At 63.0% G+C, this 19,964-nt stretch carries 19 protein-coding genes; 11 read left to right on the forward strand and 8 right to left on the reverse strand.

Annotation, left to right across the window (positions count from 1 at the left end; translation table 11 throughout):
- Positions 1–2: 2 nt before the first annotated feature.
- The 3 genes from WFR25_RS02245 to WFR25_RS02255 are packed head-to-tail and all read right to left on the reverse strand — an operon-like array spanning position 3 to position 2,965.
- Positions 3–965, reverse strand: a complete 963-nt coding sequence (locus WFR25_RS02245; protein WP_336968108.1) for an MlaD family protein — start codon at positions 963–965, stop codon at positions 3–5.
- A gap of 3 nt (positions 966–968) precedes the next feature.
- On the reverse strand, positions 969–1,856 hold the full coding sequence (locus WFR25_RS02250) for an ABC transporter ATP-binding protein (protein ID WP_336968109.1): 888 nt from the start codon (positions 1,854–1,856) through the stop codon (positions 969–971).
- The gene (locus WFR25_RS02255) at positions 1,856–2,965 is read right to left on the reverse strand and encodes an MlaE family ABC transporter permease (RefSeq protein WP_336968111.1); all 1,110 of its coding nucleotides are present in this window, start codon (positions 2,963–2,965) and stop codon (positions 1,856–1,858) included. Before WFR25_RS02255 ends, WFR25_RS02250 begins: the two co-directional genes overlap by 1 nt.
- Before the next feature lie 99 nt (positions 2,966–3,064).
- On the opposite strand from WFR25_RS02255, the gene WFR25_RS02260 reads away from it, so the two are divergent.
- The gene (locus tag WFR25_RS02260) at positions 3,065–3,742 is read left to right on the forward strand and encodes an HAD family hydrolase (RefSeq protein WP_336968113.1); all 678 of its coding nucleotides are present in this window, start codon (positions 3,065–3,067) and stop codon (positions 3,740–3,742) included.
- A gap of 10 nt (positions 3,743–3,752) precedes the next feature.
- On the opposite strand, the gene WFR25_RS02265 is transcribed toward WFR25_RS02260, so the two are convergent.
- Positions 3,753–4,691 carry an NAD(P)-dependent oxidoreductase gene (locus tag WFR25_RS02265; protein ID WP_336974615.1) on the reverse strand — a complete coding sequence of 313 codons (939 nt, stop codon included), beginning with the start codon at positions 4,689–4,691 and terminating at the stop codon, positions 3,753–3,755.
- A gap of 11 nt (positions 4,692–4,702) precedes the next feature.
- A complete protein-coding gene (locus WFR25_RS02270; protein WP_419723135.1) occupies positions 4,703–6,055 on the reverse strand; it encodes a cystathionine gamma-synthase family protein in 1,353 nt (450 codons plus the stop codon).
- Positions 6,056–6,183: 128 nt separating this feature from the next.
- On the opposite strand from WFR25_RS02270, the gene pdeM reads away from it, so the two are divergent.
- Both pdeM and WFR25_RS02280 read left to right on the forward strand, forming a co-directional pair.
- Entirely contained in the window at positions 6,184–6,843 is a 660-nt protein-coding gene (pdeM, locus tag WFR25_RS02275) for a ligase-associated DNA damage response endonuclease PdeM (RefSeq protein WP_336968114.1), read from the forward strand.
- 191 nt (positions 6,844–7,034) lie between these two features.
- The gene (locus WFR25_RS02280) at positions 7,035–9,860 is read left to right on the forward strand and encodes a TonB-dependent receptor (RefSeq protein ID WP_336968115.1); all 2,826 of its coding nucleotides are present in this window, start codon (positions 7,035–7,037) and stop codon (positions 9,858–9,860) included.
- 277 nt (positions 9,861–10,137) lie between these two features.
- On the opposite strand, the gene WFR25_RS02285 is transcribed toward WFR25_RS02280, so the two are convergent.
- Complete coding sequence (locus WFR25_RS02285) at positions 10,138–10,800, reverse strand: YggS family pyridoxal phosphate-dependent enzyme (protein WP_419723186.1); 663 nt, start codon at positions 10,798–10,800, stop codon at positions 10,138–10,140.
- A gap of 68 nt (positions 10,801–10,868) precedes the next feature.
- On the opposite strand from WFR25_RS02285, the gene WFR25_RS02290 reads away from it, so the two are divergent.
- Complete coding sequence (locus WFR25_RS02290) at positions 10,869–11,423, forward strand: thiamine phosphate synthase (protein ID WP_336968119.1); 555 nt, start codon at positions 10,869–10,871, stop codon at positions 11,421–11,423.
- Between the two features lie 25 nt (positions 11,424–11,448).
- Here WFR25_RS02290 and WFR25_RS02295 read toward each other — a convergent pair whose 3' ends face one another.
- Complete coding sequence (locus WFR25_RS02295; protein ID WP_336968122.1) at positions 11,449–12,174, reverse strand: hypothetical protein; 726 nt, start codon at positions 12,172–12,174, stop codon at positions 11,449–11,451.
- A 224-nt stretch (positions 12,175–12,398) separates the two neighbouring features.
- Between WFR25_RS02295 and WFR25_RS02300 the strand changes: the two genes are divergently transcribed.
- From WFR25_RS02300 to holA, 4 genes are all read left to right on the forward strand, one after another.
- A complete protein-coding gene (locus WFR25_RS02300) occupies positions 12,399–12,848 on the forward strand; it encodes a DUF3576 domain-containing protein (protein WP_336968124.1) in 450 nt (149 codons plus the stop codon).
- Positions 12,849–12,907: 59 nt separating this feature from the next.
- On the forward strand, positions 12,908–15,439 hold the full coding sequence (leuS, locus tag WFR25_RS02305; protein ID WP_336968125.1) for a leucine--tRNA ligase: 2,532 nt from the start codon (positions 12,908–12,910) through the stop codon (positions 15,437–15,439).
- Between the two features lie 68 nt (positions 15,440–15,507).
- Complete coding sequence (gene lptE, locus WFR25_RS02310; protein WP_336968127.1) at positions 15,508–16,017, forward strand: LPS assembly lipoprotein LptE; 510 nt, start codon at positions 15,508–15,510, stop codon at positions 16,015–16,017.
- Positions 16,014–17,039: a DNA polymerase III subunit delta gene (gene holA / locus WFR25_RS02315; RefSeq protein WP_336968130.1), complete on the forward strand. Its 1,026-nt coding sequence runs from the start codon at positions 16,014–16,016 to the stop codon at positions 17,037–17,039. The genes lptE and holA overlap by 4 nt, the downstream gene beginning before the upstream one ends.
- A gap of 33 nt (positions 17,040–17,072) precedes the next feature.
- Here holA and WFR25_RS02320 read toward each other — a convergent pair whose 3' ends face one another.
- Complete coding sequence (locus WFR25_RS02320) at positions 17,073–17,309, reverse strand: hypothetical protein (RefSeq protein ID WP_336968131.1); 237 nt, start codon at positions 17,307–17,309, stop codon at positions 17,073–17,075.
- Between WFR25_RS02320 and WFR25_RS02325 the strand changes: the two genes are divergently transcribed.
- From WFR25_RS02325 to WFR25_RS02335, 3 genes are read left to right on the forward strand one after another with little or no spacing between them, the layout of a single operon-like run.
- Entirely contained in the window at positions 17,211–18,209 is a 999-nt protein-coding gene (locus WFR25_RS02325; protein ID WP_336974618.1) for a type III polyketide synthase, read from the forward strand. The two genes, WFR25_RS02320 and WFR25_RS02325, sit on opposite strands and share 99 nt — an antisense overlap.
- Entirely contained in the window at positions 18,206–18,883 is a 678-nt protein-coding gene (locus WFR25_RS02330; RefSeq protein WP_336968133.1) for a methyltransferase domain-containing protein, read from the forward strand. The genes WFR25_RS02325 and WFR25_RS02330 overlap by 4 nt, the downstream gene beginning before the upstream one ends.
- Before the next feature lie 2 nt (positions 18,884–18,885).
- Positions 18,886–19,941, forward strand: a complete 1,056-nt coding sequence (locus WFR25_RS02335) for an NAD(P)/FAD-dependent oxidoreductase (protein ID WP_336968135.1) — start codon at positions 18,886–18,888, stop codon at positions 19,939–19,941.
- The last annotated feature ends 23 nt before the right edge of the window (positions 19,942–19,964 follow it).

Raw genomic sequence — 19,964 nt, forward strand, 5'->3', positions numbered from 1 at the left:
TCTCATGGCTTATAGTCCGGCAACTTGGGCGACCCGACCAGCGATCCGGCGCCCTGCTGGTCCAGCTTTTCCGCAACTCCGCGGAAGGCACGCGACATCTCGCGCAGATCATGGACCAATTGGTTGACCTCCGGCATCGTCTGGCGGCTGAAAGTTCGCACGCCCGGCTGCGCCTCGGCGATCGTCTTGTCCAGCGTCTCAATACTCTTGGTGGAGGCCTGTACCGTCTTGCGAAGGTCCGCCATCAGCGGACGACCTTCCTCGTTCAGCATCGTATCCGTCGTAGCCGCCAGCTTGCCGATCTGCTCCACGGCAACCCCCGTGCGCTGCACAGCGATTCGCGCCTCTGCCAGGGTGGCGGCAATTTCGGGACTGCGATCGGCCAGCGCGCCGGACACTCGCTCGACATTGGCCAATATGCTCGCGATCGACTGCTGATTCTTGTCGCTCAACAACTCGGTCAGTCGCTCGGTCAGCGTCGTCAGCCGCTCAAGCAATTGCGGCGCATTGTTCAACAGTTCACCCAGAGCACCCGGTTTGGTGGGGATCACCGCCACCCCATCGGGGCAGGCGGATAGCGGATTTTCCGCCGGACACTGGATCGGTGGCGCACCCTTGACCGCGCCATCCAGTACGATTTCGGAGACGCCGGTAAAGCCTACGCCCGCGATCGTCGCAGTGGTGCCCTGCAATATCGGTGTCTCGTCCTTCACCGCGATGCGGACCTTCACGAAGCTCGGATCGCGCTTCCATAGTTCGATCGACTTTACCTGGCCGGACGGGACGCCCGAATAGTTGACGCCCGAACCCTTGGCGAGACCATTGACCGACGTCTTGAAAAAAATGTCGAACTCCCGGTCCTGGCCATCGGAAATGCGCGAAAACCAGAAGGCCGCGATCATAACCGCCGCCAGCAATCCCAGCACGACGGCGCCCACCAGCACATGGTTGGAACGTGTTTCCATATCCTATCGCCTTCCGTCCGCCGCATCGGCAGAAGCTTTCTGGGCCTCTGCCTTGCCGGCTGCCTTGCTTACCGCCGCAGTCGCGGCCCGACCGCGTGGGCCATTGAAATATTCCTGAATCCAGGGGTGGTCCATCGCCAGCAATTCCTCGATCGTGCCGACGGCGATCACCTTCCTGTCGGCCAACACCGCAACCCGATCACAGATCGAATAAAGCGTATCGAGATCATGGGTGATGAGGAAAATGGTCAGGCCCAGCGTCTGCTGCAATTGCCGCGTCTGCTCGTCGAAAGAGGCCGCGCCGATGGGGTCGAGACCCGCTGTTGGCTCATCCAGGAACAGGAGATCCGGGTCGATCGCCAGCGCCCTCGCCAAGCCCGCGCGCTTCTTCATGCCGCCCGACAGTTCGGACGGATATTTGGGGCCAGCCTCCGCTGGCAGGCCGGTCATGCGAATCTTGTAAGCCGCAATCTCATCGCGCAATTGCGGGCCGATATTGGGATAATATTCGCGCAACGGGACTTCGACATTTTCGGCCACGGTCAGGGTGGAGAACAGTGCGCCGCCCTGAAACAACACGCCCCAACGCTTGCGGATGGCCAGCGCCTGGTCATCCAGCCGATTGATCATCGACTCGCCAAAGACGTGAACCTCGCCCTCCATCGGCGTCTGCAAACCGATAATCGACCGCATCAAAACCGACTTGCCAGTGCCAGAGCCGCCGACCACGCCCAATATCTCGCCCTTGCGAACGTCAAGGTCCAGCCCGTCATGGACAATCTGGTCACCAAAACCATTCTTCAGGCCACGTACCGAAATGGCGATGTCCGCCGTTTCCAGCGCTTCATTGATTCGCTGCTCTTCGGCAGCCATCTCTTCTTCTTCGGACATCAATTCCACCCGATCCAGGTGAAGAAGACCGCGAAAAAGGCATCGATGACGATCACCAGGAAGATCGCCTGCACGACAGCAGCGGTGGTCCGCAGGCCGACCTCTTCAGCATTGGCCTTGACCTGCATCCCCTGAAAACAGCCGGAAATGGCGATGATCAGACCGAATACCGGCGCCTTGAGAAGCCCCACCCACAGGTCGGTGATCGGCACCACCTCCCGCAACCGCTGGACGAAGGTGACAGGCGGAATGTCCAGCGCGACCCAGCACAGAAACCCGCCGCCAATGACAGACAGGACCGAGGCATAGAATCCCAGCAGCGGCATCATGATGACCACGGCCAGCGTGCGGGGCAGTACCAGCGCCTCCATCGGTGACACCCCGATCGTCCGCATCGCGTCAATCTCTTCGGTCAGCTTCATCGTGCCCAGCTGCGCGGCAAAGGCGGAGCCTGACCGGCCCGCGACCATGATCGCGGTCATCAACACGCCCAGTTCGCGAAAGGTCAGGCGGCCGACCAGGTTGATTGTCAGCATCTCCATACCGAACTGACGCAACTGCACCGAACCCTGCTGGGCGATGACGATGCCGATCAGGAAACTCATCAACCCGATGATGCCCAGCGCCGAAACGCCGACCACTTCGAACCGCTGAATGACAGCGTTGATACGAAATTTGCTGGGATGGCGGATCAGCGTCCAACTAGAAACCAGTGTCGATCCGAAAAAACCCAGCAGCCCGACCAATGTTGTGCCGGAAGCAATTACCGCCTCGCCGATCTGACCCAAAACGCGCTGGAATGGCGGGGTCGTGTCGGGGCGGATGGAGACCGGCTCATCGACCTTACCGATCTCGCCTATCAATCGCTCGGTTTCGCCGGTTGCGCCCGTGATCGGACAATCGAGTCGCCGCGCGGTGCGGTGAATCGTCCAGGCACCGATCGTATCGACATGGGGTACATCACTGATGTCGATCGCCTCGACCGGTCCCTCAATAGCATCCAGCCGATCAGGCAAGTCGCCCAGGCAGGCGACGGTCACATTGCCCGACAGGCGGACGAGCGACCCGCCGTCGCGCGTCTCTTGGGCAAGGTCGGCGGCTTTCATCATGCGATGGGATTACTGGTCCAATATCGGTTGCACGGCAAGCCGAAACGGCCCATCCGCAATCCAGAACGTGTGAGCGGCAGGAAAAGTTTCGGGAACGGCATGAAGACCCACAAGCTGGCGATCTACGACATGGATCGCACGGTGACCTTTACCGGCACTTATACCGGCTTTTTGATTCATGTGGCGCTGCACCTGGCGCCCTGGCGGCTTGTCCTGCTGCCGCTCGTGCCGCTGGTCATGCTCGCTTATGTGCTCCGGCTGATCCCCCGCCAGACGCTCAAGGAAGTGAATCAAGCGCTGATGATCGGCCGTCAGGTCGAACGCGCTAAACTGATGCCCCATATCGAAAGCTTTGCTGACAAGGTGATCGGTGGCAATCTTCGCAAAGGCGCGGTCGAGCAGATCGCGCGAGATCGGGCCGATGGCTATACGCTGGTGCTCGCGACCGCTTCCTACCGCCTCTATGTGACGTCCATCGCGCAGCGGCTGGGTTTCGATGCGGTCATCGCCACCGATCATATAAATCAGGATCTGCCCTATGTCCGCGCCAGGATCGCAGGCGAAAATTGCTATGACATGGGCAAGCTCCGGATGATCAAGGCGTGGATGGCCGCGCAGGCGATCGACCGCTCAATGGCGCATATCCGGGCCTATTCCGACCATGTGTCGGACGCCCCGATGCTGGAATTCGCCGACGAGGCCTTCGCCGCCAATCCGCACCAGCCGCTCGCAAAGCTCGCAATTGAGCGCGGCTGGGCGCGGGTTGACTGGGATTAGCGTTTCGCCATCAGCCTGCATCCCGAACAGGCGTCGGCAGCGGCTCTCCGGCAAAATGCGCGGACAGGTTGGCAAACAGCATCTGCGTCATCCGCGCTACCGCCGCATCGGTCGCGCCGCCGCCATGTGGGGCAAGCACAGTTTGCGGCACATCCACCCAGCGCGCAGGGGTGGTCGGCTCCTCCCAAAACACATCGAGCGCCGCGCCGCCCAGCGCGCCGCTTCGCAACGCCGCGATCAACGCATCCTCGTCCACCACCTGCCCGCGTGAGACATTGACGAGCAGACCATCGGGGCCAAGCGCCGCCATCACCCGCGCATCGATTATCCCGACATTGCCCGCAAAGGCACGGGGCGCGGCCACCAATATATCGCTTTCCCGTGCCAGTTCGATCAGGCTTTCCGCGCGCGGCCATGGGGCGTCCGGCTTGGGACGCGGCCCCCACCAGCCGACCTGCATCCGCATCGCTTCAGCCCGACGCGCGATCCCCATGCCGATGCCACCCAACCCGACAATGCCGAGCCGCGCACCACCCAGCGATCGGGTCATCCGCTTCGGCCCCGGCTGCCAGCCGCCCGACCGGACCATATGGTCGCCCTCCACGATGCCGCGACGATGGGCGATGATCAGGCCAATGGCGAGGTCCGCGACATCCTCGCCATTGGCGTCCTGCGCATGCGCCACTGCAATCCCGTGCGAACGCGCCCAACCGACGTCAACACCGTCATAGCCAACCGTGAAACAGGCAATCAGCTTCAGGCGCGGCATCGTTTCCAGCCAGGCGGGTTCCAGCCGAAACTCGCCCGCTGCAACCAAGGCCTCGACCTCGTCCAGCCGGGTCGCGCTGCCCTCTTCCCACCAGGCGATCGCATCATAGTGATCGCGCAACAGAGGCAACAACCCGGCCAGCAGAGGCTGCACCACCAGAATAACCGGCTTGCGGCCCATCGTTGCCCCCATCACCCCGCCATCGCCCGCAACGCTTGCGTAAAATCGGCGATCAGGTCGTCGGCATCTTCGCAGCCGATCGAAATGCGAACCATATTGTCGCCAATGCCCAGCGCCGCCTTACGTTCTGCGGGGACCGAAAGGTGCGTCATGGCGGCAGGATGGCTGGCCAGCGTCTCGGTCCCGCCCAGGCTGACGGCGAGCTTCGCGATCTTGAGCGCGTCGAGAAAGGCGAAACTCTCCGCCTCGCCGCCCTTGAGGTAGAGCGAGAAGGTCGACCCCGCGCCCGTACAATGCCGGTCATAAATATCCTGTTGCCGCGCATTTTCCGGAAAGCCCAGATAGACGATCTTCTCCACCTGCGGTTGATCCCGCAACCAGGTGCAGACCTTGGCCGCATTCTCGCCCGCTCGGCTCATCCGCAATTCCAGCGTCTCCAGACTGCGCAGCAGCATCCAGGCGGAATGCGGGTCGAGGATCGTGCCGATCGTGTTACGCATCATCCGGATGGTGTTGATGAGCGCGTTCGTGCCCAACACCCCACCGGCCACCAGATCGCTATGCCCGCCCGCATATTTGGTGAGCGAATAGATCACCAGATCCGCGCCGTGATTCAAGGGCTTCAACCACAACGGTCCCAGAAAGGTATTGTCGATGGCGACCGGCGGCACATGGTCCTCACCTGCAAACAAGGCGTTACGCCGCGCCACAACCGCCTCGATATCCACCAGCACATTGGTCGGGTTGGCGGGACTTTCCAGATAGATGAGTGCAACGCGACCCAGACCCTTCGCCTTTTCGATCAGCGCACCAATCTCATCCTCGGTCGCGCCAGCGGGGAAGTCCAGCCACTGCACCCCGAACTTGCCCAATATGCGCCCGATCAGCGCTTCGCTCGCGGCATAGAGCGGCGCGGAATGGACGATCACGTCGCCCGGCTGCACCATCGCCAGCAGAGTCGTCGCGATCGCCGACATGCCGCTCGAAAAGAGCAGCGCATCCTCCGCCTCTTCCCACACCGACAAGCGATCCTCGGCAATTTCCTGATTGGGACCGTTGAAACGGGAATAAACCAGTCCTTCGGACCCGCCGGGACGGATGCCCGTCACCCCTTCAAAATGCCGCTTTCCCGCTGCCGCGCTTTCAAAGGCAAAGGTGGAGGTGAGGAAGATGGGCGGCTTCAGCGATCCTTCCGACAGGCTGGGATCATAACCATGTCCCATCATTAACGTCGCGGGGCTGAGTTTGCGACCGTCAATCTCCATGATCGCCGGCTTGGGCCGGCGGCGGTTGTTGCTGGGGGTCGATTCGAGCGAGGTGCCCGTAAGATCGGCTTCATTCATTCCGCTGGTGTCGGCGGCCATGGTGAGTCTCCTGCAATGTTCGGCGACCTGTGCCCGGTCGCTCCTGATGCAGAGGAAGCTAGAGCGCGGCGACAGGTTCCGCCAGTGCCCGACTTGAAAGCAGGCGCATAGAGGCGCATAGCCACGTCATGGTTCCCCTTTCGTTCGCAGGCCACAGCTTCCTTGCCTTGCCCGAAGCCGCGCTGTTCTGGCCAGCGCAGGGCGCGCTGCTCATCGCCGACCTGCATTTCGAAAAGGCAAGCTGGTTCGCCCGTTCCGGTCAGTTCCTGCCGCCCCATGACAGTGAGGCCACGCTCGATATGATCGAGGGGCTGGTGGCGCGTACCGGCGCACGCGCGGTCTGGTCACTGGGCGATTCCTTTCACGATGCCGATGGCGTCGCACGCCTGTCCTCCCATGCCCGCGCCCGGCTGGAGGCGTTGACCGCAAGGCTCGACTGGGTCTGGATCACCGGCAATCATGATGCGACGATCAGCGATCCGCTGGGCGGACGACTGCTGGAAGAGGTGCATATCGACGGGATCATCTTACGGCATCAGGCTGACCCGGCCGATCCACGACCGGAAATATCCGGTCATTTCCATCCCAAACTGCGTCTATCCCTGCGTGGTCGCCCCATATCGCGGCGCTGCTTCATACGATCCGACTCGAAGCTGATTCTGCCTGCACTCGGTGCCCTGACCGGGGGCCTGGATGCGGGCCACGGAGAAATTCGTCGTGCAGTCGGGGCAGGAGCCCATGCATTGGTGCCGGTGGCCGATCGATTGTTGCACTTTCCGCTAACGTAAAGAACGCTACGGAAACGTCATCTTAATGTCGCCGTTATAGGCGTAGAGTGATGTTCAAGCCACAGCCCATATCGTCAAAAGGCGCGGAAAAGCTGGCGACTCTTGCCATGCGCTTGCACGAGACGCATAAGGGTGTGGCAAAAAAATCCGATGCGGCAAAAGCTGCACGGGAGGAGAGGGAACCGCAACTCATGACCAAGAAGACTCTTTGGCTGATCTCGGTCGGCGCCGCCGCATTCGCTATTAACGCCCCCACTTATGCTCAGGCCCCTGCTTCTACACAGGATGGCGTCGCCACGCCTGACCAGGCGAGCGGAACCCTCGATGATACCAATGTGATCATCGTCACCGCCACCCGTCGCGCCAGCCCGCTGTCGGACGTACCAATCGCCGTGTCCGCCATCACCGCCCAGTCGCTCCAGGATAGCGGCGGCAACGACATCCGCTCCCTCAATCAGGTCGCGCCCTCACTCCTCGTTTCTTCGACCGGCACGGAGGCCAATGCCTCGGCCCGCATCCGCGGCATCGGCACGGTCGGCGATAATCCCGGCCTTGAAAGTTCGGTCGCGGTGTTCATCGACGGCGTCTATCGCTCGCGCACCGGCGCGGGCCTCAGCGACCTTGGCGAAATCGAGCGGGTGGAAGTCCTGCGCGGGCCGCAGGGCACCTTGTTCGGCCGAAACGCCTCGGCAGGCCTGCTCAATATCGTCAGCAAGGCGCCCGAGTTCAAACTGGCCGGCAAGGCCGAGATTACATATGGAAATTACGATTATTGGCGGCTGTCGGGCCGCATCACCGGCCCGATCAGCGACAGCCTGGCGCTGAGTCTGGACGGCGTATGGTCAAAGCGCGATGGCTTTTACGGCATCGTCGATGCGACTGGCGGAAAGACCGGCGAAACCAATGACCGCGACCGCTATTTCCTGCGCGGGCAGATGCTGTTCGAGCCCAGCGACGCGCTCTCCTTCCGCCTGATCGGTGACTATACCAACCGCGACGAAAGCTGCTGCGGCGCGGCCTATATCGAAACGCGCGAACGGCGGCCCGTCGCGGGCGGCGGCTATACCACCGCGCCCTTCAACCGTATCCTTACGATACTACAGGCGCAGGGCGGCCCGGTTCCGGCCGATCCCTATGACCGCAACCTGTCGATCACGCCCGGCCGCGATTATGTGTCGAAGCTGAAGGATTGGGGCGTTTCGGGCGAACTCAACTATGATTTCGGCGGCGCGAAGCTCACCAGCATCACCGCCTATCGCGACTATAAGAGCCAGGATTACGGCGATTATGACTATAATCGCGCCGACCTGCTCTACCGCGATCCGGGCACTTTTCGTCAGTTCAAGACCTTCACCCAGGAATTGCGGCTTCAGGGAACGGCCTTCTCCGACAGACTGGACTGGCTGGTCGGTGGCTATTTCGCCAATGAAAAGCTGACGCTGCGCGACAATATCCGCTTCGGCGCCGATTATGGCCGCTTCGCGGCGTGCCGCCTGATGGCGGGGGCTGGCGCAACCAGCAACTTCACCCAGCCACAGCTTGCGGCCTGCGCCAATGGCGCGGCCACCGGCGCGCTTATCACCGGCACCCAAGGCCAGCTTAATGCGGGGCTGACGCAGGCGTTCATCAATGCGGGCCTTTCCCCAGCGGTCGCTGCGGGCCAGGCGGGCGCGATCTCGACCGGCCTTGGCAACGGCCTGCGGGCGCTGGCCGCTATTCCGGGTGGCACGGGTGACACCGACAGCCGCTACTATCAGGACAGCCGTAACTGGGCGTTGTTCACCCATAATATCATTCACCTGACCGACCGGCTCGATGTCACGCTGGGCCTGCGCTACACGCGTGAACGCAAGAAATTCTCGGCTGATCTCAACAACAACAATGCCACCTGCGCCGCGCTTCAGTCGGGCGCCCTGCGCTCGATCGCGACCAACCCCGCGCTGGGTTCGGCACAGGCGCTCGCCGGCGGTATCCTGACGCTCGGCTGCCTGGGTAATGCCAGCACCACTCTCAACGCGCTGGACCTCAACGATCGCATCAGCGATGGCGAATTTTCCGGTACTGGTGTGCTGTCGTGGAAACCAACAAACGCTGTACTCCTCTATGGCAGCTATTCGCGCGGCTATAAGGCGGGGGGCTATAATCTCGATCGCTTCCAACTGGGATCGACCGGGCTGAATGCGATTCCTGCCGTATTCTCGCCGCGCACCAACGCCGACGTAACCTCGCTGCGCTTCGCCGCAGAACAGGTGGATGCGTTCGAATTGGGCTTCAAATACAGCCAGCCCAAATGGGGTGTGAACATCGCCGCCTTCCGTCAGGAATTCAGCGACTTCCAGCTCAATACCTTCAACGGCACCAGCTTCATCGTCCAGAACATCAATGGCTGCGACAGCGCGCTGACCGCCACCCGCACCTGCGCCAGCGGTGATGTCGGCCCCGGCCTCATCACCCAGGGCGTGGAGCTGGAAGCAAGCGCCACACCGGTCCGCAACTTCCGTGTGACCGGCGGCCTCACTTATGCCCGGGCCAAGTTCGCCAACCGGCTGGTCGGCAGCGGCGACGGGGCCGTGCCGCTCGACCCGGCGCTGTTCCTGCTCCCCGGCTCGATCAACTCCAATGCGCCCCAACTGGTCACGACCGCCAGCCTGTCCTTCACACCCGAACTGGGTTCGTCAGGCCTGTCGGCGCTCTTCTATGTCGATGGCCGTCTGACCAGCGATTATAATACCGGGTCCGACCTGTTCCCCGAAAAGCGGCAGGACGGTTTTGCCGTGGTCAATGCCCGCGTCGGCATCCGGGGCAAGGACCAGCGCTGGGCGGTGGAATTCTGGGGCCAGAATATCTTCAACCAGGATTATACTCAGGTCGCCTTCTCCAGCCCGCTCCAGTCGAGCAGCCCGGCGACGTCGACCACCGGCCAGTTCGCCCAGGGCGCGCCGATGGCGAATCAGTTGATCTCGGCCTACCTCGCCGAACCGCGCACCTATGGCGTCACCCTGCGCGGTAGTTTCTGATCCTGCATGGTGTTCCCTGTCCATCACGGGGAGGGGACACCACGACCGATTTACAACTGACATTGATCCAGAGCAGGCGGTTAGGCAGAATAGCAGTATGAAGTTTCGGATCGCCGCCGTTGCAACAATTGCTCTTTTGTTGGGCGGTATTGGTGGCTGGTGGGGGCGTGAACATGTTGCCTCCGACCGTTGCCTCGATGCAGGCGGTGCATGGAGTGTCGAGATAGACGCCTGCTCACTGCCCGCCTCGATGTCACACTAAGCGTGAATAGGATGTTCACCCATCCAACACAGCACGCGCGCCAAACAACGCCGTGCCCACGCGCACATCGGTCGCGCCCAGCATGATCGCCGTTTCATAATCGCCCGACATGCCCATCGACAGACGCGGCAGTCCTTCCTCGCGCGCCATCTTCGCCAGCAGCGCAAAATAGGGGGCCGGTTCGACATCGGCAGGCGGCACGCACATCAGGCCCACGACTGGTATGTCGGCGTCGCGCGCCTGACGCAGCAGTGCGGACATATCGGCGATCGCACAGCCGCCCTTCTGCTCCTCCGCACCAATATTGACCTGGATGTAACAGGGCAGACGCCTGCCCACAGAATCCATCGCTTTCGCCAGCGCAATGAGCAGCGAGGGGCGATCGAGCGAATGAATGACATCGAACAACGCCACGGCCTCAGCCGCCTTGTTCGACTGAAGCTGTCCCACCAGATGCAGCTCGATACCCGGATGCGCCGCACGCAGTGCAGGCCATTTTCCCTGCGCTTCCTGCACGCGATTCTCCCCGAACACACGTTGCCCGGCCTTGATGAGCGGCATAATTGCATCGGCTGCCTGCATCTTCGATACCGCGATCAGTCGAACGTCGTCGCCAGTGCGCCCGGTCAACCGCGCCGTGCGGTCGATCCCATCTATCACTGCATCCAGCCGTGCCATCGCTTCGTCGTTCATACTGTCCATCATGCTGCTGTCGTTCGTCATGGCGGCTGCTATAGGACAGGGGGATGACCGGCCGCCACCGCAAAAACCTGCCCAGCGTGTGGCTGATGACGGACGAGCGCATCGCTGACGCCACATTGCTTGCGACGGTCGCTCGCCTGCCACGCGGGCGGGCGGGTATTGTCTTTCGTCATTACCGAACGCCCGCTACGCAACGCCGCGCTCTCTTTGCCCAGATCGCCGGCATCGCTCACCGCCGCCGCCTGATGATAGTATTGGCCGGCACCGCGCGCACGGCTGCCGCGTGGAAAGCCGATGGATGGCATGGCCCCAACAACCGCACAGTTTGTCGTCCCCTGATTCACAGCCAAGCGGCTCATGATGTCACAGAGATCAAAGCGGCCGAACGAAGCGACGCAAACCTGCTTTTCCTCTCGCCGCTTTTCCCAACCCGGTCCCATCCCGGTGCAACCGCACTCGGACGGGCTGGATTCGCGTCGCTGGCACGGCAATCGATCTTACCGGTCATCGCACTAGGCGGCGTCCGGTCCTGTCATCAGCGGCAGTTGAAAATATTGGGAGCAAGCGGGTGGGCGGCGATCGACGGTCTTACCACCTGATCACCCGTCAGAACCGCCGTTCTGCTCAGAATTTGAAGACGGTGCCCAGATATAGCGCCTGACTGTCCTGCCGCTCATCGGTCATTGGCGTCAGCCGTCCAACGGTCGGGCCAGTATAGCGCACACCCGCCGTGACGTTCAGGTTCCGTGTCAGTGAGTAGGAACTGGCGAGGTCCAGCGTATAATCGCTCTCGGTCGACGGCGTGCGCAGACCCGGTGTCGCATCGCGACGGGTTTCCATCACCACCTTGGTCGAGAAACGATCCTTCTTGCCCTGATCCAGCGAGAAATTCTTGATTGCCGCGATCGGTTCAACCGCGACCGGGTCCAGTTCCTTGCGGCCAACCGACTCAGGCAGGGCGAACTTGTGCCAATTGCGCGAGCTGTTGAGGCTGAAGGCGACTGGCGTGATGCTGATGACCGGGAGAGTGCGCGACACGAGGACACCGTCATTATCCGCGCGGACCATCACCGTCACCGACCGCTGTCCGCTCATCGAACCGCTGGTGGGGGTGAAGCGAAAGCTCTTGCGGCTCGCCGACAGGGCGATCTTCGCATAAGCAGCCGCGAGACGCGGATCTTTGGTCGTCGGCGTGAAGGAAGAGATACTGCCCAGCGCACCAAGCGAGACGGGCGCTTCGCTCCGCAGGCGCTCAAAATCGCCGGCTGCGCCGATCGCGGGAGACAGCACAAAGCCGGCGACAGCAACCGCCGCGCCCGCCAATGCCAGATGTCCCCGTTTCACGCCCATGTCCTGCGACTCTAATCCCCAAAGATTCTGTTCTGACAAACGCTTTACACCGCTAAGCCCTCTACTGGCTAGGGGCGGTCAGGCGTTTTGTCTGACAACTGTTGCATTCTCCACACAGATCGAAACGACGTCAATCATGGCGATCCGTGCCCAGCCCCTTGCCCATTGGCGCGCGCCCACTATAGATGCCATGCTCTTACTCCCGTTTTCACAGGATTTGCGTCATGCATCGCCGCCTTCCCGCTCCCTTTACCGCCGCCCTGCTGGCTACCGCGCTGTTGCCGCTCGCCGCCTGCGGTGGCGGGTCGAAGGACCGGCCAAAGGCGGACATCGCCGCATCCAAGGTGACGACCATCGGCGTCAACGCCTATCTGTGGCGCGCGGCCCTCGACACCATCTCCTTCATGCCGCTGGTGCAGACCGATTCCAACGGCGGCGTAATCGTCACCGACTGGTACGCCAACCCCAACAGCCCGAACGAGCGGATGAAGCTGACCGTATCGGTACTGGACCAGGATCTGCGCGCCGACGCACTGCGCGTCGCAGGCAGCCGCCAGGTCAACCAGAACGGCCAGTGGGTCGATGCCCCGGTTCAGGCCGCCACCGTGCAGAAGCTGGAGGAGATCATCCTCACCAAGGCCCGCGACCTGCGCCGGATGGCGATCGCAGGGTAAGTTTGCCCTTGGGCGTGCCTGCCTGATCGGGCCGCGCCGGGCCATCACATGGAGTAGATATGCAAAGGCGCTTCAACCCGCTTGAGGCCGATGCCCGCTGGCAGGCCGTCTGGGACGAGCAGCAGAGTTTCCGCGCATCCGACACATCGGAAAAGCCGCGATCCTATGTGCTGGAGATGTTCCCCTATCCTTCCGGGCGCATCCATATCGGCCATGTCCGTAACTATTCCATGGGTGACGTGCTGGCGCGTTTCCGCCGGATGACGGGCCATGAAGTGCTGCATCCGATGGGTTGGGACGCCTTTGGCATGCCGGCTGAAAATGCAGCGATGGAAAAGAAGGTGCATCCGGGCGACTGGACCCGCGCCAACATCGCCTCCATGCGCGCGCAGTTGAAGAAGCTGGGGTTCGCGCTCGACTGGAGCCGTGAACTGGCGACCTGTGAGCCGGATTATTATGGTCATGAACAGGCGCTGTTCCTGGACATGCTGGACGCGGGCCTCGTCTATCGCAAGGAAAGCGCGGTCAACTGGGATCCGGTCGACATGACCGTGCTGGCCAACGAACAGGTGATCGACGGCAAGGGCTGGCGTTCGGGCGCACCGGTTGAGAAGCGCAAGCTTAGCCAGTGGTTCCTGAAGATCACCCAGTTTGCCGATGATCTGGTCGAGGGCTTGAACACGCTCGACCAGTGGCCGGACAAGGTGAAGCTGATGCAGGAAAACTGGATCGGCAAGTCGGTCGGTCTGCAATTCAGCTTCGCGCTGGATCAGGCCGTGGGCGATATTTCGCGGCTGGAGGTCTTCTCAACCCGTCCCGACACCATCTTCGGCGCCAGCTTTGCCGCCATAGCAGCCGATCACCCAATCGCGCTGGCGCTGGCCGCCAACAACCCGCAACTCGCCGCCTTTGCCGACGAATGCCGCCAGACCGGCACCGCCGCGGCAGAGGTGGAGACGCAGGACAAGAAGGGCTATGACACCGGCCTGTCGGTTGTCCATCCCTTCGATCCCGACTGGAAGCTGCCGCTGTTCGTCGCCAATTTCGTGCTGATGGACTATGGCACCGGCGCCGTCATGGGCGTGCCCGCGCACGACCAGCGCGACCTCGACTTCGCGCGTAAATATATGCTGTCGGTCGAGCGTGTCGTCGCTGCCGAGGGTGAAGCATCACCGATCCACGACGAGGCCTATAGCGGCAGCGGCAAGCTGGTGAACTCGCGCTTCCTCAACGGCTTGGGCGTAGAGGCCGCCAAGACCGAAGTGATCAAGCGCGCCGAAGCGGAAGGCTGGGGCACCGGCACCACCGTCTGGCGCCTGCGCGATTGGGGCGTGTCGCGCCAGCGTTATTGGGGCACGCCGATTCCGGTCATCCATTGCGAGACATGCGGCCCCGTGGGCGTGCCCAAGGAGCAACTGCCCGTCATACTGCCCGAGGATGTCAGCTTCGACATTCCCGGCAACCCGCTCGATCGGCATCCGACCTGGAAGCATGTCGACTGCCCGACCTGCGGCAAGCCCGCAGTGCGGGAAACCGACACGCTTGACACCTTCGCGGACTCAAGCTGGTATTTCATCCGCTTCGCCAGCCAGCCCAAGGACAGGCCGTTCGACCGTGAAACGGTCGAAAAATGGCTGCCCGTCGGTCAATATATCGGTGGCGTCGAACATGCGATCCTGCACCTGCTCTATGCGCGTTTCTGGACCCGCGCGCTCCAGCATATGGGGCAATTGGGTTTTGCCGAACCGTTCACCGGCCTGTTTACGCAGGGCATGGTGACGCATGAGACATACAGCCGCGAACAGGGCGAGGGGCTTCCCCCGCTCTATTTCGCGCCGGGCGAGATCAACCGCGCATCCGATGGCGCAACGCTGGTCGCCGATAACGCGCCGGTCGAGGTTGGCCGCGTTATCAAAATGTCCAAGTCCAAGAAGAATGTCGTCGATCCCGATGACATCATCGCCCAATATGGCGCGGACGCGGTGCGCTGGTTCATGCTGTCCGACAGCCCGCCCGAGCGTGACCTGCCCTGGACCGAAAGCGGGATTGAGGGATCGTGGCGCTTCGTCAATCGCCTCTGGAGGCTGTTCGGCCAGATCGAGGCAGGCGTAGAGGGGGACGACAAGGGGCTGGACCGCAAGCTGCACCAGACGATCGACGGCATCGCCAGGGATATCGAAGCACTGTCGTTCAACAAGGCGGTGGCAAAGATCTACGAGCTTACCAACGCCGTGGAAAAGGCCCCGCCATCGGCCAGCCGCAACGCCGCCATCCGTGCACTCGCGCTGCTGGTCGCGCCAATGACCCCCCATCTGGCCGAAGAGGCATGGGCAGATATGGATGAAACCGGCCTGATCGCCGACGCAGCCTGGCCGCCCGTCGATCCCGCGCTACTGGTCGATGATGAAGTGACGATTGCCTGTCAGGTCATGGGCAAGCTGCGCGATACGATCACCGTGCCCAAGGGAACAGCCAGGGACGAACTGGAGCGGCTCGCTCTGGCCGCGCCCAATGTCGCCCGCTCGCTGGACGGCGCGACGCCGAAGAAGATCATCGTCGTGCCGGATCGCCTGGTGAATCTGGTGATCTGAAGGCCGTTGAGGGGTGTTGGCGCAACATCCCTCGACTTCGCTCGGGACGAACGGCTAGGATGATACCCATGAACCGCTCTCTTCTTGCCCTTCTGGCCGTCACGGCCCTGCTTTCCGCCTGCGGCCTGCGGCCCGTTTATGGCGGCGGCGGTCATGGTGCTGTCGCGCAGACTCTCGGCAATGTCGACGTGCAGCCGATCGAGGGGAAGGGCGGCTGGCTCGTCCGTAACGCCCTTAACGACCGCCTCTCCGTGATGAGCGGCAATGGTCCCCGCTACAAGCTGGTGGTAAAGCTGGACGACCAGATTTCAGGCTTCGGTCTGCGCTCCGACGCCGCCATCACCCGCGAACGCCGCACCCTGCGCGCCCGCTACCAATTGGTGGATGAAGCCACCGGCGCACAGATATTGGACGACACCGCCGGGTCCGACGCAGGCATCGACGTCACCTCCAGCGAATATGCGACAATCGCGGCAGAGGACACCGCGCTCGAACGCCTGTCACAGACCATCGCCGACCAGATCGTCGCGCGCCTCGCTTTGTTCGCCACGCGGGAGCAGGCCGCAAAAGCTCCATGAAGGCCAATAAGGGCCATATCGAAAAAGCGCTGGATGCCCCGCCAGCCGATATTCGCTTCTTCCTGCTCTACGGTCCTGATGAATCGGGCAGCGCCGCGCTTGCCAAACGACTGGAGCGGGCGATGGGGGCAGGGGCGGAGCGGGTCGATCTCGACCCTTCCGCTCTGCGCGAAGATCCCGCCCGCCTGGCGGATGAGGCCGCCTCCTTCTCCATGTTCGGCGATAAACGCTGGGTGCGCCTGAACGGCATCGGTGACGAATCACTGCCCGCAATCACGGCGCTGCTAGAATCGACGGCGGCAGGGAATCCGGTTGTCGCGATCTGTGGCGCGCTCAAGGCGACGTCGAAACTTGTGAAGCTCGCCAACGACCACGCCGCCGCTATGGCCTTCATCTCCTATCAGCCCGACGCGCGGGAGGCTGACCAGATCGCCGTCGCCATCGCCCGCGAAGGCGGCCTGCGGCTGCCGACTGATCTCGCCCGACGGATCAGCGCACTGACCGGTGGCGACCGGGCGCTGATGACCGGCGAGGTCGAAAAGCTGATCCTCTATCTGGACGCCGCGCCCGAACGGCCGGTCGAAGCGACAGCGGAGGCTCTGGATGCCCTGTCCGCGGAAAATTTCGACGATGATGTCTCGCCGCTGGTCAATGCCGTGCTGGGCGGCGACCTGAAGGCCATGAATCACGAAATGCCGCGGTTGCGGGTGATCGGCGCCAATATGGGCGCGGTGTTGCGCCCGCTGCTGACCCGCGCGATGCTGTTGGCGAATATCCGGGCGGAATTCGACCGTTCGGGCCGGATCGACGACGCGATGGACGCAGCGGGCAAGGCGGTGTTCTGGAAGGAAAAGGGCGCCGTCGCGCGTCAGGTACGCCTTTGGGATGCCCCCGGCATCGCCCGCGTCATCCAGCGCCTCTCGGACGCCGAACGCGCCAGTCGGTCCAGCCGCAACGCCGGTGACGTGCTGGTCCGCCATGAACTGCTCGCCATTGCCCGTCAGGGCGCCAGAGACCGTTAAAAGCATGACCGCTGACAGGGACGAAGGAAACAGTTAGCATCCGGAGCGTTTTATAATCCCAGACGATCTGACCGGTGAACAGGGCGCCGAACCATCGCCAAGCAAAGGCAGCCCATCATTTCCATCACCGCCCATATTCATGCCATCGGCACCGCCGTCCCCGATACCGACATCCACCAGACCTTCATCGGTTGGGCCGAAAAACGGATCAGCGACGACCGCGAACGCACCCTGTTCACGCGGATGGCCCAGCGCAGCGGCATAGATCATCGCTGGTCAGTGCTGGACGCGACAGGGCAGGCGTTGCACGAAAAAGGCGGTTTCTATGGTGACGCATGGCCTTCCACCGCCCGTCGCATGGGTATTTATGGCGACGCTGCCCCGGCTCTTGCCATGCGGGCGATCGAAGCCCTCTACCAGCAGGTACCAATCGACGGCATTACCCATCTGGTCGTTGCCAGTTGCACCGGATTCACCGCACCGGGAACGGACCAGCGGATCGCCGCGCTGCTGGGATTGTCTCCATCGGTAGAACGGCTGCTTATCGGCTATATGGGCTGTTACGCCGCCGTCGTCGCCTTGCGATCGGCCCGGCATATCGTGCGATCGCAGCCTGATGCGCGAGTGCTGGTGGTCTGCGTCGAACTCAGCTCTCTTCATCTACAGGAGAAGCCGCATATCGAGCCGCTGCTCGCCATGCTCCAGTTTGGCGACGGCGCGGCGGCAGCGTTGGTCACGGGCGAACCGGGCGGCATCGCTCTGCACCAGCCCTTTTCCACGACTCTGCCGGACAGCGCAAACCTGATCCGCTGGGATCTGGGCGACCATGGTTTCGCCATGCACCTGTCGGGCGAGGTGCCGGGCGTTCTCGCCGCTGCGCTGGCCGACCCGGCCATGCTCCCGATCCCCTCCCGCGATGTCGACCTGTGGGCCGTTCACGCAGGGGGCCGCTCCATCCTCGATGCTGTCGCCCGCGGGCTGGATTTGCCAGCGGACGCGCTCGATCACAGCCGCGCCGTCCTGCGCGCTTTTGGTAATATGTCCTCGGCCACCTTGCTGTTCGTGCTGGCCCGCATCCTGGCAGGGGAAGAGAGGGGGCAGGGGATCGCGCTCGCCTTCGGCCCCGGCCTGGCGGCGGAAGGCCTGACCTTCGAGCGCATTACCCCATGATCCGCGCGCTGGCGCAGGAACAGATGGACGCGGCGGATCTGCCCGCCGACATCTATGCCCGCGTGCTGGCCGACCTCGACCGGGTCAACCGGGTAACGCTGGCCGCGCGGCCAACGCTGGCCTTTCTGAATCGCACGGCCAGCGCTCCATTCCGCCTGCTCGATGTCGGTTATGGCGACGGCGGCATGTTGCGAGCGATCGCCCGCTGGGCCAAGCGGCGCGGCATCGCCTGTACGCTGGTCGGCATCGACCTCAATCCCCGCAGCGAGGATATCGCTCGCGCCCATAGCGATCCCGCACTGTCCATCACTTATCGCACGGGCGACTATGCCGACCTGACCGACGAACCGTGGGACATCATCCTCTCCAGCCTCGTCACCCATCATATGAGCGACGACCAGCGCCGTGCCTTCCTGCGCTTCATGGAGGATCATGCCCGTCTCGGCTGGTTCATCAATGACCTCCACCGCCATGCCTTTGCCTATCATGGCTATCCGCTGCTCGCCCGGCTGCTGGGCGTCCACCGGATCGTGCGCGAGGATGGGAAACTTTCGATCGCACGCAGCTTCGTTCCCGCCGACTGGCAGGTGATGCTTGAAGCCACAAGCCTCGCAAATGTGGCGAAGGTCGAACGGGCCTTCCCTTTCCGGCTATGCGTCACCCGTCGCCGATAATCGTGGGCGCCGGCCCGGCCGGGTCTGCCGCTGCCATCCGCCTTGCGCTGGCAGGCACGGTGCCGCGCCTTATCGACCAGCAGGTCATCCCCGGAGATGCGCTGTGCGGCGGCTTCCTCAGTTGGGCAACGATTGCGCAACTCGCAGAGCTTGGCCTCACGACCGACCAACTGGGCGGACATCGCATCACGCAGATCGCGCTGTTCGCGGGTGAGCGGGAAGAACGGCTGGCCTTGCCCGCGCCGGGCATCGGCCTGTCCCGCCACCGCCTCGACAGCTTGCTTCGTACAACCGCGCAAAGCGCAGGCGCACAGCTCCTCATCAGCCGCGCCACCCTGTTGTCGCCGACCGACCTGACGCTCGACGATGGCGCGGCAATCCCCTGGGACAGCCTGTTCCTCGCCACCGGCAAGCATGACCTGCGCGGAGTAGGTCGCCCGCATGGTGGCGACGATCCCGAACTGGGCTTGCGCCTGAAGCTCGATTCCCACCCCAGCCTGCATGATCTGATCGGCGACCGAATCGAACTGCACATGGTGGACGGGGGCTATGTCGGCCTGCTGCTTCAGGAGGATGGCCGCGCCAATATCTGCATGGCCGTCCGCAAGAGCCGCCTTGCCGCCGCGGAGGGACGCCCCGTCGCTCTCTTTCACCAGCTTGCGGACCAGTCCCCGGCGCTGGCTGCGCGGTTGGCAAGCCTGCCCGCCGATCCCCGGATCGATGCCATCGGCCATGTTCCCTATGGCTGGCGTGCCCGCAATAGCTGGCCCGGACTCTACCGCCTCGGTGATCAGGCCGCGGTCATCCCGTCGCTCGCGGGGGAGGGGACCGGCATCGCATTCGCCAGTGCGCAGCGAGCGGTCCAGCGCTGGCAGGCTGAGGGCCGCGAAGGCGCGATAGTCTATCAACGCGATTTTGCCCGCCGGGCCGTCCTGCCGCTTGCCACCGCTGCTGCCGTCCGGTCGCTTGGCAGCCATCCGACACTGCTGCGCGCGCTCGCCCGCGCGCCCGGTGCCGCAGCATTGGCAATGCGCCTCACCCGCATCACCCCGTCTTGATCCCATCCGCTATCATGCGCATA

The sequence above is a fragment of the Sphingobium aromaticiconvertens genome, from assembly GCF_037154075.1.
GTDB lineage: Bacteria > Pseudomonadota > Alphaproteobacteria > Sphingomonadales > Sphingomonadaceae > Sphingobium > Sphingobium aromaticiconvertens.

Excerpts from the sequence above, each read along its gene's own strand:
- WFR25_RS02245 (WP_336968108.1), bottom strand. The coding sequence starts at position 965 with ATGGAAACACGTTCCAACCATGTGCTGGTGGGCGCCGTCGTGCTGGGA.
- WFR25_RS02250 (WP_336968109.1), bottom strand. The coding sequence starts at position 1,856 with ATGTCCGAAGAAGAAGAGATGGCTGCCGAAGAGCAGCGAATCAATGAA.
- WFR25_RS02255 (WP_336968111.1), bottom strand. The coding sequence starts at position 2,965 with ATGATGAAAGCCGCCGACCTTGCCCAAGAGACGCGCGACGGCGGGTCG.
- WFR25_RS02260 (WP_336968113.1), top strand. The coding sequence starts at position 3,065 with ATGAAGACCCACAAGCTGGCGATCTACGACATGGATCGCACGGTGACC.
- WFR25_RS02265 (WP_336974615.1), bottom strand. The coding sequence starts at position 4,691 with ATGGGCCGCAAGCCGGTTATTCTGGTGGTGCAGCCTCTGCTGGCCGGG.
- WFR25_RS02270 (WP_419723135.1), bottom strand. The coding sequence starts at position 6,055 with ATGGCCGCCGACACCAGCGGAATGAATGAAGCCGATCTTACGGGCACC.
- pdeM (WP_336968114.1), top strand. The coding sequence starts at position 6,184 with ATGGTTCCCCTTTCGTTCGCAGGCCACAGCTTCCTTGCCTTGCCCGAA.
- WFR25_RS02280 (WP_336968115.1), top strand. The coding sequence starts at position 7,035 with ATGACCAAGAAGACTCTTTGGCTGATCTCGGTCGGCGCCGCCGCATTC.
- WFR25_RS02285 (WP_419723186.1), bottom strand. The coding sequence starts at position 10,800 with ATGGCACGGCTGGATGCAGTGATAGATGGGATCGACCGCACGGCGCGG.
- WFR25_RS02290 (WP_336968119.1), top strand. The coding sequence starts at position 10,869 with ATGACCGGCCGCCACCGCAAAAACCTGCCCAGCGTGTGGCTGATGACG.
- WFR25_RS02295 (WP_336968122.1), bottom strand. The coding sequence starts at position 12,174 with ATGGGCGTGAAACGGGGACATCTGGCATTGGCGGGCGCGGCGGTTGCT.
- WFR25_RS02300 (WP_336968124.1), top strand. The coding sequence starts at position 12,399 with ATGCATCGCCGCCTTCCCGCTCCCTTTACCGCCGCCCTGCTGGCTACC.
- leuS (WP_336968125.1), top strand. The coding sequence starts at position 12,908 with ATGCAAAGGCGCTTCAACCCGCTTGAGGCCGATGCCCGCTGGCAGGCC.
- lptE (WP_336968127.1), top strand. The coding sequence starts at position 15,508 with ATGAACCGCTCTCTTCTTGCCCTTCTGGCCGTCACGGCCCTGCTTTCC.
- holA (WP_336968130.1), top strand. The coding sequence starts at position 16,014 with ATGAAGGCCAATAAGGGCCATATCGAAAAAGCGCTGGATGCCCCGCCA.
- WFR25_RS02320 (WP_336968131.1), bottom strand. The coding sequence starts at position 17,309 with ATGATCTATGCCGCTGCGCTGGGCCATCCGCGTGAACAGGGTGCGTTC.
- WFR25_RS02330 (WP_336968133.1), top strand. The coding sequence starts at position 18,206 with ATGATCCGCGCGCTGGCGCAGGAACAGATGGACGCGGCGGATCTGCCC.